General features: G+C 40.8%; 15 protein-coding genes. 2 read left to right on the forward strand and 13 right to left on the reverse strand.

From position 1 onward, the window contains the following. The 4 genes from BM073_RS04610 to BM073_RS04625 all read right to left on the reverse strand — a co-directional run bounded on the left by BM073_RS04610 (window position 1) and on the right by BM073_RS04625 (window position 4,989). Entirely contained in the window at window positions 1-582 is a 582-nt protein-coding gene (locus tag BM073_RS04610) for a NifU family protein (RefSeq protein WP_091651116.1), read from the reverse strand. A 76-nt stretch (window positions 583-658) separates the two neighbouring features. Then, window positions 659-1,393 carry a ThuA domain-containing protein gene (locus BM073_RS04615; RefSeq protein WP_091651121.1) on the reverse strand — a complete coding sequence of 245 codons (735 nt, stop codon included), beginning with the start codon at window positions 1,391-1,393 and terminating at the stop codon, window positions 659-661. 169 nt (window positions 1,394-1,562) lie between these two features. Next, the gene (locus BM073_RS04620; protein ID WP_091651125.1) at window positions 1,563-2,657 is read right to left on the reverse strand and encodes a DUF4249 domain-containing protein; all 1,095 of its coding nucleotides are present in this window, start codon (window positions 2,655-2,657) and stop codon (window positions 1,563-1,565) included. Then, window positions 2,650-4,989, reverse strand: a complete 2,340-nt coding sequence (locus tag BM073_RS04625; protein WP_175557846.1) for a TonB-dependent receptor — start codon at window positions 4,987-4,989, stop codon at window positions 2,650-2,652. The genes BM073_RS04620 and BM073_RS04625 overlap by 8 nt, the downstream gene beginning before the upstream one ends. Before the next feature lie 268 nt (window positions 4,990-5,257). On the opposite strand from BM073_RS04625, the gene BM073_RS04630 reads away from it, so the two are divergent. Next, on the forward strand, window positions 5,258-5,722 hold the full coding sequence (locus BM073_RS04630) for a hypothetical protein (RefSeq protein ID WP_091651130.1): 465 nt from the start codon (window positions 5,258-5,260) through the stop codon (window positions 5,720-5,722). Here BM073_RS04630 and BM073_RS04635 read toward each other — a convergent pair whose 3' ends face one another. After that, entirely contained in the window at window positions 5,723-6,541 is an 819-nt protein-coding gene (locus tag BM073_RS04635) for a purine-nucleoside phosphorylase (RefSeq protein WP_091651132.1), read from the reverse strand. A 95-nt stretch (window positions 6,542-6,636) separates the two neighbouring features. On the opposite strand from BM073_RS04635, the gene BM073_RS04640 reads away from it, so the two are divergent. Further along, window positions 6,637-7,161, forward strand: coding sequence for an NADPH-dependent FMN reductase (locus BM073_RS04640; RefSeq protein ID WP_091651988.1), 525 nt, complete (start codon window positions 6,637-6,639; stop codon window positions 7,159-7,161). 3 nt (window positions 7,162-7,164) lie between these two features. On the opposite strand, the gene ftsZ is transcribed toward BM073_RS04640, so the two are convergent. The 8 genes from ftsZ to mraY all read right to left on the reverse strand — a co-directional run bounded on the left by ftsZ (window position 7,165) and on the right by mraY (window position 17,247). Next, window positions 7,165-8,820, reverse strand: coding sequence for a cell division protein FtsZ (ftsZ, locus tag BM073_RS04645; protein ID WP_091651990.1), 1,656 nt, complete (start codon window positions 8,818-8,820; stop codon window positions 7,165-7,167). Window positions 8,821-8,927: 107 nt separating this feature from the next. Continuing rightward, window positions 8,928-10,238 (reverse strand): cell division protein FtsA, encoded by a 1,311-nt coding sequence (gene ftsA, locus BM073_RS04650; protein WP_091651994.1) that lies wholly within the window; start codon window positions 10,236-10,238, stop codon window positions 8,928-8,930. Between the two features lie 10 nt (window positions 10,239-10,248). Beyond that, entirely contained in the window at window positions 10,249-11,007 is a 759-nt protein-coding gene (locus tag BM073_RS04655) for a cell division protein FtsQ/DivIB (RefSeq protein WP_091651134.1), read from the reverse strand. After that, window positions 11,004-12,410, reverse strand: coding sequence for a UDP-N-acetylmuramate--L-alanine ligase (murC, locus tag BM073_RS04660; RefSeq protein ID WP_091651137.1), 1,407 nt, complete (start codon window positions 12,408-12,410; stop codon window positions 11,004-11,006). The genes BM073_RS04655 and murC overlap by 4 nt, the downstream gene beginning before the upstream one ends. Next, window positions 12,407-13,516 carry an undecaprenyldiphospho-muramoylpentapeptide beta-N-acetylglucosaminyltransferase gene (gene murG, locus BM073_RS04665; protein WP_407639968.1) on the reverse strand — a complete coding sequence of 370 codons (1,110 nt, stop codon included), beginning with the start codon at window positions 13,514-13,516 and terminating at the stop codon, window positions 12,407-12,409. Before murG ends, murC begins: the two co-directional genes overlap by 4 nt. After that, window positions 13,513-14,682, reverse strand: a complete 1,170-nt coding sequence (locus BM073_RS04670; RefSeq protein ID WP_091651145.1) for an FtsW/RodA/SpoVE family cell cycle protein — start codon at window positions 14,680-14,682, stop codon at window positions 13,513-13,515. Before BM073_RS04670 ends, murG begins: the two co-directional genes overlap by 4 nt. Then, on the reverse strand, window positions 14,679-16,031 hold the full coding sequence (murD, locus tag BM073_RS04675; RefSeq protein WP_091651146.1) for a UDP-N-acetylmuramoyl-L-alanine--D-glutamate ligase: 1,353 nt from the start codon (window positions 16,029-16,031) through the stop codon (window positions 14,679-14,681). Before murD ends, BM073_RS04670 begins: the two co-directional genes overlap by 4 nt. A gap of 4 nt (window positions 16,032-16,035) precedes the next feature. Beyond that, window positions 16,036-17,247, reverse strand: a complete 1,212-nt coding sequence (gene mraY, locus BM073_RS04680) for a phospho-N-acetylmuramoyl-pentapeptide-transferase (RefSeq protein ID WP_091651148.1) — start codon at window positions 17,245-17,247, stop codon at window positions 16,036-16,038.

The raw sequence follows: 17,247 nt of genomic DNA on the forward strand, positions 1-17,247 counted from the left end.
TCAGATGCCTTCAGCCTCTACTTCCTTCACTTCGGGAAGCATGCGAGTAAGCAAGTTTTGGATACCTGCTTTGAGGGTAACTGTACTGGAAGGACATCCTGAACAGGCTCCCTGTAAAAGAACCTTCACCACACCGTCTTTGAAGGAATGAAACACGATGGCTCCACCATCCTGCTCTACTGCTGGACGGATATATTCATCGAGAATTCCTTTAATCTTTTTGACAATCTCGGAGTCATTTTCATCAAATAAAGGATCCTTATCAAAACTAGCTTGAACAGGCTTTTTCCCTGCTTCCAAATATTGTTTGATATGATCTCTGATGATGGTCTGAATTTCAGGCCACTCTACTTCCTCCGATTTGGTAACTGTGACAAAATTAGAAGCTATGAAAACGCGTTCCACCGCAGAGAAGTTAAACAACTCTTGAGCCAATGGGCTATTTTCGGCACTTTCTGCATTGGGAAAATCAAAGCTCAAACCGTCTTCCACCAACATAAAATTGGCAACAAACTTCAAGGAATTCGGATTTGGGTTAGCCTCCATGTAGAGGTGAACCGGTCTTGCTTGTGCTTTTAGCATCAGTTTATCAGTTTTTTATTGAAATAAACCCTGATCAAGGCGAATAGTTCCTGCAAAGGTAAGTTTCCATTCGGAATTATTTCATAGGCTCTCCAGTAGCTGCATACCAAATCCCCCCATATAAATGCTTTAAAAAATCCGGATCCTCATAAGCGGACTCCACATGGCCTAAAGCTGTATAAAATACCCGTCCGCCGTCAAACTCATGATACCAAGCCATAGGATGATTTGCCCCATTTCCTTTAGCTACTTGATAGGTTGATTCATCTGCATTGAGAAGCACTTTAATGTTGGGGTTGATATTTCTGAATTCATATAACTCATCCGTCCAAAGCCAATTTTTTGGTAAATGCCAAGTGGCCGGATGATTGGAATCTACTACTTCTAATCTCAGAGTTTGCTGCTTGGGATGAGCTAAAAAGTATGCTCCAATCAATTGATTATACCATGGCCAATCGTATTCGGTATCTGTGGCTGAGTGAATCCCAACTACACCTTTACCACTTCTTACAAATTTTTGAAAAGCCGCCTTTTGCTCCTCATTGAAAATAGTCCCTGTAGTACTCATCAGGATAATGACATCAAATTTTTCCAGATTCTCATCTTTGAAGTAGTTTGCGTCCTCTGTCGTATGGACAGAAAACACATGGGTCTGACCCAATTTTTTCAAGGCAACCACTCCGTCTGGGATGGACTGATGTCTGAAGCCAGCAGTTTTACTAAAAACCAAAGCCCGGAATTGTTGAGCTTGGGACTGCATCAAACCGGCAGTTAGGAGACAAACTGTAAGTAAAAGGAATTTAAGTTTCATAGGTTTTTTGGGGTTTGAGTTGTTATCAAACACAAAATACAAAAAGCTAGAAGTCAAAAAGTATTTTTTTTATTATCGGCTAATCAAGAGCTCATTTAAAGCTTACCATCTAAATCGATCTCGGTAAGAAATTACAAAGCTATTCCATAGGACCCCACCAGATAATCTCCTATTGATCAAACCACCAATGAGGGGTATCGTTTGTACTATTTGGAAATTCACTGCACCGGAGGCATGTTTTTGGATATTTATCCAGCGGTCTATTTCGTTCGTAAGTACAGATCTCTGGAAGGAAAAAAGGCACGTCTGCTCTTGTGGTGTAAATTCTTTTTTGACTCACTTTTGCCACTTCGAAATATCCCAAAACAACTTCTTCAGGATCTTTGTCATTATACAAATTACCTCTAATCGGAGCTGGTGGAGTATCGAACACTGAGCCAGTATTATTGACCAAAACTTTTACCTTTTGCCAATAATCAAAAGACTCCCTGGAAATACTCACTTGTCTGACATTGAAATAATGTCTACTCAAGAAGGACTCATCCACCACGCGTTGGGCTACTATCTGCCTATTTTGATTTGTAGAAAAACCGGAGGCTTGTCCATTAAACAACGCAATTCTTTCTGGATCAGGAAAGTCAAAAACGTAGCAATCTGGGGGTGCTTTGTTGAAAGGGTTAGGAAAAAATGTCAAATTCCAATAGTAAGCCTCGTCCACATCCCATCGTAAATAGTAGGGCTCAATAGTTTCAGGAAGGCTAACTTCAGTTTGTATAGAGATGAAGGCAGTTTCGGGAGCCCCTTTAAAATTACCACGGACAAACTCATAGCTTAATTCATCTTCTCCAACAATATCAGGCATCTTTTCCGGAATAGAAAGGTATCGCTTTCCCTGAATGATTATCTCAAGGTGATATTCTACCCCTGATTTGAATTTCACTTCTCTGCCGAGCATGTATTTTCCAGGTCCGATTTCATTGAATCTACTCTGGGAATTATCACTCCCTATAACAACTACTTGAGCACCCCTTACAGGTCTAGGCAAATCATTTAAAACCAAATATTGCCCTGAGTATAATGGCTCCCTGTTGGCCGAAGTGGTTTCTGACAGGAATACAAATTTATCTTCATCGAGGTTATTTATCTGTCCAGAAACAATGAGTTTTTCTGTTCCTTTATCCAAAGGAAAAGTAATCTGATCTATGCATGAGGCAAACATCAAAAAAATCAAGGCTAAGCAAAATGTTGTAATATGCTTATTCATTTTCTCCTCCTATCTGAATGCTATACGTAATTGAGGGGAAAATAGCGCCTAAGACTGCCAGTCTGTAAGGCCTCAATTGCCTGCTATCCCCATCTTTTTGCCAAAAAACTGAATATGCATTTCGCCTCCCTAAAAGGTTATAAATGCTAAAGTTGAGACTATCGCCCTTCTTTGAAAATACTTTTTCGAAAGTGTACGAAATGTCAACCCGAAAGTAATCCGGTATTCTATACTGATTTCTCTCAGAATACTCCGGAATAACCAATCCATTTAAAATGTAACTTGAATTGACAGCGCTGACTGGTCTGCCACTGGCGTAATTAACAGAAAAGTTAAACAATCCTCTTGGGTACGTTTTTCTGCTAAGAATAAAATTTATCTCATGTGGCTTATCATAATTGCTGGGATACCATTCTCCCTGATTGATCTGCTTTTCTTCAAACTCCCCCAAACTTCTGAAAAAGGACCTGGAATAGGTATAAGCGAGCCAACCTGTGAGAACCCCAAGATTCTTTTTAATCATGAATTCAGCACCATAGGCTCTTCCTTCCCCAAAAACTAATTCGGTTTCCATCTGAGGATTTAAAAAGATCTGAGCAAAATCTTTGTATTCCACTTGGTTCTGAATTTTTCGATAAAATCCATCCACAGAAAACTCCCACTCATTCCCTTTACTATTTCTGAAAATGCCAAATGAAAAATTATCAGATCGCTGAGGGGGAATATATCTTGTGCTCAATTGCCAAAGATCAATTGGAGTGGGCCCGAAAGTATTGCTTACTGATTGTATGTATTGATTAAGCCTGGAATAGCTCAATTTGGCTGAAAGGTTTTGACCAAAATTCTGACGTAAGGAAATCCTGGGCTCAAACCCATTATACTTGGCTAAAGATCCTCCTTCAAAAAACTCCTGTCCAATAGTTTCTTCCCTAGTGATTGGAGCATTTTCCCTGTAGACAAAAACGGTATCAGGTCCTTTTTGGCTATAAAATGAGTATCTAAAACCCGCCACAATAGCGGTATTTTGACTGATATCCCATTCTAAACTTGAAAATATAGCGCTTTCCAGACCTTGTTCTTTTCCAACCTGCTCAGTAGCTACATTTGATCCTTCAAAAAAGGGACTTAACTGCTCGGATTTCCCTGAATAATAGACAAGTTCGGCTCCATTGGAAATGGAAAAGCGATCAGAAGCCCATACCAAAGTGACTTTTGCCTGCTGATAATCCATCCCATTTTCTACTTGCGCAGCATCGATTCCCTCCGGATCGAAAAAAGTATTGGAAAATTCCCCATTGGCTAATAAAGCTTTCAATGATAGTTGCTCTCCCAAGATCCCTTTATACTTGATGGAACTCACTCGATTTGACCAATCATAGCCGAACTCATCAGAAAATTTAAAATAATCACCCGTTATCAAAGTGTTTACTTCCAAATCATGCCCTTGAGCCAAATTCCAATTCAACCCTATGTAGGCGTCATGGAAATTTAATTTGGAGTTTTTGATATCTAAGTCTCTAGCTTGCTGCAATAACCAATTGGCGTTGGACACTCGTCCGCCAATAATTATACTTGCCTTATCTTTCTGAATAGGGCCTTCTAGCATCAGTTTCGCATTGGAAGTACCAATACCTGCAAGCCCAGACCAATTCTCTTTAGAGCCTGAGCGCATTGCAATATTCAATGCTGACCCTGCTCTACCCCCTAAATTCGAGGGTAAATTTCCTTTGTAAAGAGTAAATGATTCCGTCACATCGGTATTAAATGCCGACAAAAATCCCAATGCATGATTGGAACTCAAAACTAAAACTTCGTCCATCAACAGGAGATTTTGATCGGTTTTGGCTCCCCTTACATTGATTCCGGAAGTACCCTCACCGACTGAGCTGACACCGGGCAAAAGTTGTAACCCTTTAAAAATATCAGCTTCTCCCAAAAACGCAGGAATTGCCTTGAGTTCGCGTGTGGTCAATTTTTCTATTCCAGTTATTGGATTTCGCACATTTCTATCAGGCTCATCAGAAAGTACTACTACCCCTTCTAACTCATAACTTTTCTCCTCCATAGAAATAGAAATAATTCCATTGTCAAAAAGTGACACTTGAGTAAAAACCGGAATTTTTGAAGTATGCCTGAAGGTGACCTTGTGCTCTCCTGGAGCAAGCTGAATAAAATATGTTCCAAATCTATCGGTACTGATTCCCGAATAAAATCCATCTACATGAACTCCTACCCCGTCAATCCCCTCGCCACTTTTCTTGTCGGTAATTTTACCTGTGAGAATATAATTAATAGGATGGTTTCCTTCCTTTTTTCCAAATTGAAAACTCAAAGAGTCGGTTTGAGCGTAGGAGTTTATTGCCCAAAAAAACAGCAGGAAAGAAAATATCAGTTTTGCTTTAAGCATACTTGATTCGAGTAATAAAAAAATATGAAATTCGTATATGATAAATGTAATTATCAATCCGATAAATTACACTTCAAAAATGTCAAAGCTTTAGAAAAACTTGACAAAGTGTATTTAAAGGATGATAAAGTCATTAAAATGCTCAAGCTATTACTATTAAATTTACACATTAGAAGACCATAAAATTCGAATCATGAAAAAGCTAATGCTTCTTTTGCTGACAATTCTTGTGTTCGGTGCCTGTAAAGAATCAGAAGAACCGCTTCAGGATGCTTTTGTATTTGGGAGATGGTCAGCCTTTTGTACGGGCAACTGTATTCAGATTTACAAGCTGGAAAATGATAAGTTGTATGTAGACAACTTAAACTCATTTAGGGAAGCCGCCACCATTACTTATAAGCCTACACCTTTAAGTAATCAGTACGTAGCGAAGGCAAAATCACTAAGAGATAGCTTTCCACAATCATTGTTGGAAAATCCCTTCTCTGTAATTGGATGCCCGGATTGTGCGGACCAAGGTGGTATTTATTTGGCTTTTGACAATCGTGAAGGGACTCTATATTGGCAAATAGATGCAGATGAAACTACCTGGCCTGAAGTAATCAGGCCTTATTTGGAAGAATTGACTGAATTTATAGATCAATTGCCACAGGATTGATTAAAGAGCCTGAATCAATTCCTTCATGACTCTCGCCATGATAGGTTCAGCTTTGGCAGCTGCCTCCAAGACTTCCTGAAGGGTAATTTTCTTTATTTTCCCTTCTACACCTAGATCCGTTATAGCGGAAATTCCAAAAACCTCAATTCCTGATTGTCTGGCCACCAAAACCTCCGGAACTGTACTCATGCCTACTGCATCAGCTCCAATAATCCTCAAATATTTATATTCTGCAGGAGTTTCCAAATTTGGGCCTGATACGCCTGCATACACTCCTTTGTGTAATTTAAAGCCTAAATCTTTCCCGATCTTTTCTGCCTTTTCAATCAATCTTTTTGAGTAAGCATCACTCATATCCGGAAATCTTGGCCCAAACTCATCCGGATTGTGACCTCTTAAAGGGTTTTCAGGAAATAGATCTATGTGATCGCTGATTATCATGACTTCTCCTACCTCTTGATTGGGATTTAGCCCTCCGGAAGCATTGGAAACAAAAAGCCTTTTTACACCCAGCGTCTTCAAAACTCTTACAGGAAATGTCACTTGCTTCATAGAGTACCCTTCATAGTAATGGAATCTACCCTTCATGGCCACGACTTTTTTGCCACCGAGAGTTCCAAAAATAAGTTTGCCTGAATGGCTTTCAACGGTGGAAACCGGGAAATGAGGAATATCCGCATAATCGACTTCCAAGTCAGGGTCGATCTGGTCACCCAGTTTACCCAATCCAGTGCCGAGAATAATCATATTCTCTATAGGCTCAGGATAAAGATTTTTCAAAAAGTTGCTCGCTTCTGCAATTTGAGATGGATAAGTCATAGAAGTTTAGGTTTATCGCAAAGATATTAATATTGCCCTAGCTACGAACTTTTACCCCCTTTAGCTTGTATAGCTTTCAGCATAATTTGAAAAAAATGATTAAGATCATAGTCGGAACAAACCGCAAAAACTCTGTTTCCAAACAAATCGCCCTATACTATCAAGGCCTATTGAGTCAAAAAGGAGTTGAATCTGAAATTCTGGAATTGGAAGATTTGCCTTCGGATTTTATCGAGACAGCTCTTTATGAGAATAATGGAAAAAATGAGGAATATAATTCATTCCATCAAAGGGTAGCAGATGGGAAAAAGTTTGTCTTCATCGTCCCTGAATACAATGGGTCATTTCCAGGGATTTTAAAATCATTCATTGACGGGATGACCTATCCCAATACCTTTAGAAATAAAAAAGCCGCACTAGTCGGCCTTTCTTCTGGAATCGGGGGAGGTGGCATCGCATTGAGCCACCTCACCGATATATTCCATTACCTAGGAATGCATGTTCTTGCTCTCAAGCCGAAGCTCGCTAAAATAGAGCAAAATATGTCAGATAACCTGCTCACCAACAGGCTGTATGTAGAACTGCTGCAATCCCAGGCAGAGATGCTGCTTGATTTTTAGGACTTAGTCCACATTATCATGCAGAAACCTGTTGTTTCCCAGGATTTCGTTATCATCGTTGACATTGAATTTGCTGATGGTATTCTCTGAACTATGCTCAGGCTCATTCAATGTCACATTTTTTCTCAAATAAGCAGGAACCTCCATTTTTTCTTTCAACTCTTCCGGAGTCGGGTTAAACGAACGGTTTCCTTTTAGCTTCTCAAATCGCTCATGCGCTCTTTGAATAGCTTTTTGCTTCATTTGCTCATAGTAGTCATTTGCATAAACCGGCTTGGAAGGCTCTTGATTGGAAGGTAACTCCTGCTCCTTTTTCTCCTCTTCAGGCTCTTCTTCATAAAGATCATGAACGATCTTTTCAGGCTGAGATGGCTTGGATTCAGTAGGCTTACTCTCCTCTCTCTTTGTAAAATCAAATGTAAAGGTTGACTCCTGCTTTTCCTTTTCAGGCATAGGTGTTGGCTCTTTTGGAGCTATCGGTGCCTTAGGAGTAGTAAACACGAAGGTGCTTCCATTACTGATCGGCTCCTCTTTCACCTTTTCAGATTTTCCGGAATCCAAGTTGATCACCGTCTTTACTTCTTCTGATTCCTCAATTTCAGCAGTAGGCTTTTCAACAATAGAAGCTGGGACAGGAGCTGGGGTAGGAGCTACACTTTTCTCCGGAGTTCTTCTAGCACCTTTCAGTTTATCCATTTCGAAACCAGTTGCGATGACAGTAACCCTGATCGCCTTACCCAATTCCTGATCAATACCCTGACCAAAAATCACTTCAGCATTATCTCCTGCTTTTTCTTGGATGTATTCAGTGATCTCACTCAATTCGTCCATAGAAAGCTCTTCTTCCTCCCCTGACATGATTGACAAAAGGATTTTCTGAGCTCCTTTGATATCTACATTATTCAATAGTGGAGAAGAAATAGCCGCACCAGCTGCTCTGATAGCTCTGCCTTCACCTTCCTCAGTAGAAGATCCCATTACGGCTGCTCCGGCATCTTTCATTACAGTCTTAACATCTTCAAAATCCACGTTTACATCCTGATGAATCGTAATGATTTCAGCGATGGATTTTGCTGCTGTTGTCAGGATGTCATCTGCTTTACCAAATGCAGTTCTGATTGCCAAGTTCCCGTAAATCTCACGAAGCTTGTCGTTCAAAATTACCAGAACAGTATCGCAGGTTTCACGCAAAGACTCTATCCCTTCCTGAGCTACCGTCATTTTCTTTTTCCCTTCAAACATGAAAGGAGCAGTCACGATACCTACTGTAAGGATGTTCAGTTCTTTTGCGATTTTGGCAATAATAGGAGCTGCTCCTGTTCCGGTTCCACCTCCCATACCTGCGGTAATAAATACCATTTTGGTATTGTCAGCCAATAGCTCACGGATTTCGTCCTGAGACTCAATCGCTGCATTTTTTCCTTGCTCAGGATTCGCTCCTGCACCAAGGCCTTCAGTCAGGTTTGCACCTAATTGCAATCTTAAAGGAACAGGACTTGACTTTAGAGCCTGCGCATCGGTATTGACTACCACAAACTCAACATCCTTAATTCCCTGACTGTACATATGGTTTACGGCATTGGAGCCACCACCACCCACGCCAATTACCTTGATAATTGACTTTTGATTCTTTGGAAGATCAAATCTGTAATCTTTCATGTTATCTGACATATTATTAATTGGTGAATTAGTTATTTTCAATTTGATAGGGTTAGGAAATAGGGAAATAAGCAGCAGGACCGCTTATCTCCCCCCAATCATAAGCCCTAGTAATTACCGTCGTCTCCTATATCATCGTGAATAATGCTCTTGAGCTTATCTCCGATGTTTCGGAAAATATCTTTTGGATTAAAGTCTTTTTTAATAGCCTTGGGCTGAACACCTGCATTAGCCAGGCGCTTGTTATAATTCTCCTCACGATCATCCAAGGCCTTGAAACCTGCTAATACAAGTCCTACTGAAGTAGCAAACATGGGACTTTTCACTTCTTCAATTACTGACTTGCCCAAGTGCTCATTTGGATATCCAATTCTGGTATCCAGTCCAGTCATGTATTCGAATAGCTGAGAGATAAACTGCAATTGAGAACCACCACCGGTGATCACAATTCCTCCAGCCAATTTCTTATAATGGCCGCTCTGCATAATTTCATTTTGGACGATCTCGATGATCTCTTCCATTCGAGCCTGAATAATTGAGGCCAGATTACGGATAGAAATCTCTTTTGGAGGTCTATTTCTCAAGCCTGGGATAGACACAATTTCATTTGGATTCGCCTCTTCTGCGATCGCTTTTCCAAATCGTGTTTTTAATAGTTCTGCCTGATTGTGCATCACCATACATCCCTCTTTGATATCCTTTGTAATAATGTTTCCACCTAAAGGAATCACCGCTGTATGACGGATAATATTTTCGTAGAAAATGGCAATATCTGTAGTTCCACCACCGATGTCCACTAAGCAGACACCAGCCTCTTTCTCTTCATCACTCAAGACTGAAAGTGAGCTCGCCAATGGCTCAAGAATTAACTGCTTGGAAGTTAAATCCGCTCTCCTTACACATCGGTTGATATTATTGATAGCTGTAGTCTGGGCAGTGATGATGTGAAAATCTGCTTCCAGTCTTGTTCCGGACATACCCACCGGATCCTTTATCCCCCCTTCATAATCCACCGTATAATCCTGAGGCATGACGTGAATAATTCTATTTCCCGGAGGAACCAGAATATTTTCCATTTCTGAAGAAAGCCTGCGCACATCTTCTATGGTAATTTCATCCTCTGTAGGCGGACGCATGATGCTTCCACTTTGAATTTTGCTCTGAATATGTTGTCCGGCAATTCCCACGATTACCTCGCCGATTTCAACATCAGCCATTTCAGAAGCTTCTTCTACAGCTTTTTGGATCGCATGAACAGTCTTGTCAATATTGGTGACGACACCTCGATCTACCCCATCTGACACAGCCTTGCCCATGCCTAGGACTTCGAGTTTTCCATATTCATTCTTGCGACCCACAATGGCACAAATTTTCGTTGTACCTATGTCGAGTCCGACGATTAGTTTTTCGTTTTCCATATCCAAGCTATTATTCACAAACAATTTGATCCTTAAATTTTACACTCACCCTGCTATAGGTATCCCAGCCTTTTCTGGGTAATATTTCTTTGTAGAAAATCTTAATTCTGTCAAACTTATCCTGGAGATTGAAAGCATCTCCAAATTCAATAATCTGACTTCCTACTTGTTGATACATTCTGATATCTGTTGGAGAATTGACTTCCAACTCAGTGATTTGTGCGGACCAGAATTTGTCTGCCGCTATATACCGGATTAGATCCATCAACTCTGGCATTTCAGAATTGACATCTCCTTTATTCATCAATTTTTCAGCATGCTTGCCCTCCAAAATCAACACTCTACTGGTGTAAGTTGGAGAAGTTGGGATAATCAGACCTTCCACCGTGATGTAGCCATCTGCTGCCGTAGGTCTTGCTATTCTTGCAATGGGCTGATGTTGATGAATTTCCAGATTTAAAATTCCCTTTTGTCCAATCGTAGCTTGCACAGATTTCACAAATGGATGTCCTTCTATCCTTTTTTCAATTTCCTTCAATGGAACCTCTTCTATCATCATGCCCACCTTCAGCTCCGGAAAAGACTCACTGATAATTTGTCGTATTTCAGATTCTTCCACGAAATACAATCCACTGACTCCCCCTATTTTGACTTCACTTCCCTGGAATGTCTTGTATAGACTTTGCTTTTCCACAAAACCTATGAATCCTACCAGCACTAAGCTGAGTAGAATAAATACCAATGATTTCCTCAGTCCTGTATTTTTCATGATTCAGAACTATTTAAGCGCGAACGGGTCCAATTCGCAATTTCAGGCACTAAACGATCTATATCTCCAGCACCTAATGTTACCAGCACTTCAGGATTGGTTGACCTTAAATATGCTGTCAAATCAGTCTTCGCTAAAACTTGCTTTTTCTGGGACTGAATACCTTCTAAAAGCATTTCAGAATTAACTCCTTCAATTGGCAACTCTCTGGCAGGATAGATATCCAGTAAGATCACTTCGTCTGCTAGTGATAGGCTTTCTGAAAATCCAGGAGCAAAATCGCGGGTTCTTGTGTATAGATGAGGTTGAAAAACCACGGTCACCTTTTTTCCGGGGAACATGGCAATCACCGAGCTCAAACAAGCTCTGATTTCCTCCGGATGGTGCGCATAATCATCTATAAATACCAAGCCTCCTTCATTGACATGTATTTCAAATCTTCTCTTCACGCCTTTGAATGAGCTGATTCCTTTTCGAACCTGCTCTTCCGTAACCTGATGATCCAGACATACGGCAATGGCTGCCAAGGCATTTTCTACATTATGAAAGCCAGGAATAAATAATTCCAGCCCTTTTATTTCTTTGTCACCGTCGACATAATCAAAGACAAATGAGCCGGGCATTGCTTTGATATTTTCAGCTCGGATTCCTTCTGATCTCAGACCATAAAATCTGGTTTTTTCTAAAGGAAGTGAGTCTTCTCCCAACCTATAAGCCGCATTGATTTGTATGTATAGCTTCCCTTTCTTATCCAGCAAGCCCACAAACTGTCGGAATCCATCCAGGATGGTGGCCTCATCACCGTAAATATCCAAGTGATCTGGATCAGCACTGGTAATTACCGCCTCATTAGGGTGCAATCTCAAAAATGACCTATCAAACTCATCTGCCTCAACTACCATGATTGGCTCACCTTTTTGATCATTCAGAATCAGATTGCTTTGATAATTCTGAGTAATCCCTCCTAAGAATGCTGCCACAGGTTTTCCTGCGGTTTTCAACATATGAGCAATCAAAGAGGAAGTTGTGGTCTTACCATGAGTACCGGCTACTGCGATACTTCTATGCGATGAGGTCAATACTCCCAATACCTCGGATCTCTTTTTCATCTCAAAACCCTGAGAGGTAAAAAACTCCAATAAGGAAGAGTTCTTAGGAATCGCCGGAGTCCAGATAACCAAAACCTTGGATTTATCAGATAATATATTTTCAGGAATATGCTGGTCAGAGTCCACAAAGGATATAGCAATCCCCTCTTTGACCAATTCCTCAGTCAAAGGAGAAGGGGTTTTATCATAACCCGCTACAAAATAGCCTTCATGCTGAAACCAGCGGGCCAAAGCACTCATGCCTATGCCGCCAATCCCGAGGAAGTAGACGCTATTTTTTCCCTTGAAACTCATGCGATCAGTTGTTCCATTTCATTGACAATAGTTTCAGCCGCGAAGGGCTTGGCTAACTTTTTTATATTTTCCCCTAAGGATTTGACCATCTCAGGATTCCCTAAGACTTCATCTGTTTTCTTTTTCAATTGACCGACTGCCTCCCTGTCTTTCAGCATCACCGCTGCATTATTAATGACAAAGGCCATGGCATTTTTCGTTTGGTGATCTTCAGCCACATTAGGAGAAGGGATGAAAATCACAGGTTTTCCAACCAATGAAAGTTCGGATACCGACAAGGCTCCAGCTCTCGAGATGATTAGATCTGCAGCTGCATAGGCCAAGTCCATTTCTCTAATGAATTCTCTCAAATGGATATTTTTCAGTTGAGCCTTCTCTGTTGCTGCCAACATATCCTTGAAATAGAATTTGCCGGATTGCCACAGGACCTGATATCCATCTTGGTCAAAGGCTTTCATGTCCTCCAGCATTCCCAGATTTAAAGTTCTCGCTCCAAGAGACCCACCTAGTACCAGGACAGTTTTCAAGTCAGATTTCAAACCAAAATGAGCCATGGCTTTTTCCCTTTTGCCTGCTAGATTCAAAATATCTTTTCGAACAGGGTTGCCGGAATAGACAATTTTTTCTTCCGGAAAAAACTGCCCCATATCAGGATAAGCCACGCAGATTTTTTGTGCTCTTTTCGCCAATATTTTATTGGTAAGGCCAGCATATGAATTCTGCTCTTGAACTAGAGTTGGAATTTTCTTGCTTTGGGCTGCATACAACACAGGTCCGCTGGCATATCCTCCTACACCTACCACTACTTGTGGCTTAAATTCTTTGACTATTCCAAAAGCTTTGGATAGGCTTTTCAATAATTTGAAAGGGAACTTCAAATTGGATAAGCTCAAGCTTCTCTGAAGCCCAGCCACCGGAAGCCCAACAATCCTATAGCCTGCCTCAGGAATTTTCTGCATTTCCATTTTACCTAATGCACCTACAAAAAGCACCTCACTGTCCGGATGTCTTTCCACCCAGGCATTAGCAATAGCGATGGCCGGATAGATATGTCCTCCGGTTCCTCCTCCACTAATGAGTATGCGATATGTTTTTGTAGTTTCTATGATAAGGCAGTTTTAAGTTTTGGTCGGTTCATCGCAGAACCCGTCTGAATTTCATCCTGATGATCCCCTCTCGATACGCTGAGAATAATACCCAAGGAAATCCCTGTAAATACCAAGGAAGTACCCCCCATGCTCAATAAAGGAAGGGGCAAACCCGTAATCGGCCCCAAGCCTACAGCTACCGCCATATTGACTAAAGCCTGAATTACCAAGGCAAAGCTCAAACCAGCAGAAAGTAGACCTCCAAAGGCCTTATTGGAGTTCGAGACGATTCGCATGCCTCTATAGAGTAAAGCGAGATAGAGGAACAATACAGAAACGCCTCCTACCAATCCGTATTCCTCGATAATGATGGCGTAAATAAAATCTGAATATGGGTGTGGGAGAGAATTTCTCTGCTCAGAATTTCCTGGTCCTTTTCCTGTTACTCCGCCCGTTGCAATAGCGATATAGGATTGCTCAGCTTGGAAAGGCACTTCACTTTCATCCATGAAAGCTTCAATCCTAGCCACGAAAGTATCACCTCTTTGCCCTAGAAATACTGCTGAAGTCAAGCCCAAAATCCCCACCATTATCACTATGAGTAGGTACTTTACTGGAACTCTTCCGATAAACATGATCAACAGACAGGTTGCCAAAAGCAAAATTGCTGTAGACATATTAGCCAAGGCTATCAGTAAACAGATTAGGCCTATGGCAATTATGATAGGAAGGAAGGTGCTTTTGAAATCTTTGATGTTATTCTGACGCTTGGCAAGCATAGCCGCCAAAGCAGCTATCAGAGCCAATTTTGCCAGATCAGAAGGTTGGAATGCCTGATTAATCACCGGAATGGTCAACCATCTATTGGCTTCATTGATATTAGACCCAAATAAATAAGTGATTAGCAATAATGGCATGGATAAATACATGGCCAAACGAGCATACAAGGCATAGTTCTTATAAGGAACCTTATGGGCTAACCACATCACTAAAAGTGATACAAAAACAAGCGTTGAGTGTCTGATAAGATACAATTCAGTATTGCCTCCAGCATATTTATAGGCAAGAGAACCAGTAGCAGAGTACACTACCAGGATACTGAAAAGAGAAAGCAATATCACGATACCCCAGATGATTGGGTCACCTCTGAAATGCTCATCTATCCATGTCTTAAACTGACTCATGCGCTTTCTTTTTCATTTAATTTTTGAACCGCCTGTCTGAATTGATTACCGCGATCCTCGTAATTTTTGAATAAGTCAAAACTGGCACAGGCAGGAGAAAGGAGAACTATATCCCCGCTTTCGCCTAATTCCAAACCCCAGCTCACAGCTTCTTTGATATCCTCAGTCTCCCGAATACTTGGAATAGTATTTTGAAAAGCCTTTTTCAACTTTTCATTGTCCTTACCCAAGCAGATCAAAGTCTTTACTTTTCCTTCCACTAATGGAAGCAATACTGAATAATCATTCCCTTTATCCACTCCCCCAGCAATCCAGATCAAAGGATTTTGAAAGCTTCCTAAAGCATAATATGTAGCTTCCACATTGGTCCCTTTGCTGTCATTGATGAACTGCACTCCTTCAATCTTTCCAACAGGCTCCATTCTATGGGGAGCATTCTGAAATGTCTTCAAACCTTTGATTAAATCCTCCTGACTTACTCCAGCTATGGTGGCAGCAGTGCAGGCAAAAAGTGCATTGAGAATATTATGCTTTCCTTTAATTGGAAGAATGTCTGTGGGAATAGTGTATGAGCGGCCTTTCACTTTAAGCTCCAAGTTTTCATTGGCCAAGAAAGCTCCCATTTCAGGCTCACTCTCGAGAGAAACTGGAATGTGCAAAGCCTTGATTTTTTTGGAAGCTACTCCTTGCTGACTTAGCATATCTTCTTGATAGAAAACAGCAAAATCCTCCGTTTTCATATTTTTGAAAAGCCCCATTTTAGAAGCGATGTATTTATTCACATCATAATCGTACCTGTCCAAATGATCAGGAGTGATATTGGTCAGCATGGCTACTTTAGGCCGGATGCTAAGCATTCCATCGATCTGAAAGCTACTGCATTCCAGTACCCACCATTCATGATCTCTTTCTACCAATTGTCCAGCCCAACTTTTGCCAACATTTCCCGCAAGACCAACATCTAATCCAGCAGACCTCATCAAGTGATAAGTGAGCAAGGTTGTAGTGGTTTTCCCATTGGTTCCAGTGATGGCAATTACTTTTCCTTGAGTGAAATGATGCGCAAATTCCAATTCATCAATCACTGCTATGCCTTCGGAAGTAGCCTTTTGAATCAATGGCGTTTTCTCCGAAATACCCGGGCTTTTTATCAGTAAATCGCAATGAAGAATTCTCTCTTCACTATGTGTGTTTTCCTCAAATTCTATCTCATGGGATTCCAGCGTGGCTTTTCTTTCTGCAGAAATTGGACCCGCATCACTTACAAAAACAGCATAGCCTACCAGCTTGGCTAGCATCGCTGCTCCCAATCCGCTTTCTCCTGCTCCTATGATGGCTACGCGTTTCATTTACTTATCTCAATTTTAAAGTTGCCAAAGTGATGACTGCCAACAAGATTCCCACAATCCAAAAACGGGTTACAATTTTGGCTTCTGGAATACTTTTCTTTTGATAATGATGATGCAAAGGAGACATTAAGAATATGCGTCTTCCTTCTCCATATTTTCTCTTTGTGTATTTGAAATAGCTGACTTGAATCATTACGCTCAGATTCTCCACTAGAAAAATCCCGCACATAATAGGAATCAGAAGTTCCTTTCTGAGTGTCAATGCCAAAACTGCAATCACTCCACCCAGCATCAGTGAGCCTGTATCTCCCATAAAAACCTGAGCTGGATAAGCATTGTACCAAAGGAAACCAACACAAGCTCCTATAAAAGCTGAGGCGAAAATCACCAACTCTCCTGAGTTTGGGATGTACATGATATTCAGGTATTGGGAAAAAATTGCATTACCACTTAAATAGGCAAAAATTGCAATCGTTAACCCAATAATGGCAGAAGTCCCTGCTGCCAGACCATCTATTCCATCGGTAATATTTGCGCCATTGGACACAGCAGTGATAATGAATATCACTACTAAAATGTATAAAACCGGAGTCATGGACTCACCCAAGAATCCTAAGATTGATTCATAGTTTAATTCATTGTTCTTGACAAACGGAATGGTTGTTTTTGCAATTTTAATATCCTGATAAGCAGGGGTCTCTACGATTCCTTCTTCAATAGAAACAGGATTTTGAAACTCCCTAATTACCACATCCTCATGGAAGTAAAGTGTAGCCCCCACGATAATCCCAATGCCTATCTGACCTATGATTTTAAATCTTCCGGCTAGTCCTTCTTTGTTTTTCCTAAATACTTTGATGTAATCATCCAAAAAGCCAATTCCTCCCAGCCACACAGTTGTGATAAGAAGAAGGAGGATGTAAATATTGTCTAAGTCACCAAATAATAGAGTTGGGATTAAAATCGCTGCTATCATCATCAGCCCTCCCATTGTTGGAGTCCCTTTCTTTTGAGTTTGTCCCTCAAGACCTAAATCTCTTACGGTTTCACCGATCTGCTTATTTCTAATCCAAGCAATGATTTTATGTCCAAAGGTGATGGTAATAATCAATGAAAGAACTGCCGCCATCCCAGCACGGAAAGAGATATAGCGAAACACCCCTGCTCCAGGAATGTCCAAAACCTTATCTAAATAATCAAAAATGGGATATAGCAT

This window comes from Algoriphagus ornithinivorans, from assembly GCF_900115305.1.
Classification (GTDB): Bacteria; Bacteroidota; Bacteroidia; order Cytophagales; family Cyclobacteriaceae; genus Algoriphagus; species Algoriphagus ornithinivorans.

Bases quoted from the DNA above. Each gene is read 5' to 3' on its own strand.
- BM073_RS04610 (WP_091651116.1), bottom strand. From the start codon at position 582: ATGCTAAAAGCACAAGCAAGACCGGTTCACCTCTACATGGAGGCTAAC.
- BM073_RS04615 (WP_091651121.1), bottom strand. From the start codon at position 1,393: ATGAAACTTAAATTCCTTTTACTTACAGTTTGTCTCCTAACTGCCGGT.
- BM073_RS04620 (WP_091651125.1), bottom strand. From the start codon at position 2,657: ATGAATAAGCATATTACAACATTTTGCTTAGCCTTGATTTTTTTGATG.
- BM073_RS04630 (WP_091651130.1), top strand. From the start codon at position 5,258: ATGAAAAAGCTAATGCTTCTTTTGCTGACAATTCTTGTGTTCGGTGCC.
- BM073_RS04635 (WP_091651132.1), bottom strand. From the start codon at position 6,541: ATGACTTATCCATCTCAAATTGCAGAAGCGAGCAACTTTTTGAAAAAT.
- BM073_RS04640 (WP_091651988.1), top strand. From the start codon at position 6,637: ATGATTAAGATCATAGTCGGAACAAACCGCAAAAACTCTGTTTCCAAA.
- ftsZ (WP_091651990.1), bottom strand. From the start codon at position 8,820: ATGAAAGATTACAGATTTGATCTTCCAAAGAATCAAAAGTCAATTATC.
- ftsA (WP_091651994.1), bottom strand. From the start codon at position 10,238: ATGGAAAACGAAAAACTAATCGTCGGACTCGACATAGGTACAACGAAA.
- BM073_RS04655 (WP_091651134.1), bottom strand. From the start codon at position 11,007: ATGAAAAATACAGGACTGAGGAAATCATTGGTATTTATTCTACTCAGC.
- murC (WP_091651137.1), bottom strand. From the start codon at position 12,410: ATGAGTTTCAAGGGAAAAAATAGCGTCTACTTCCTCGGGATTGGCGGC.
- BM073_RS04670 (WP_091651145.1), bottom strand. From the start codon at position 14,682: ATGAGTCAGTTTAAGACATGGATAGATGAGCATTTCAGAGGTGACCCA.
- murD (WP_091651146.1), bottom strand. From the start codon at position 16,031: ATGAAACGCGTAGCCATCATAGGAGCAGGAGAAAGCGGATTGGGAGCA.
- mraY (WP_091651148.1), bottom strand. From the start codon at position 17,247: ATGCTATATCCCATTTTTGATTATTTAGATAAGGTTTTGGACATTCCT.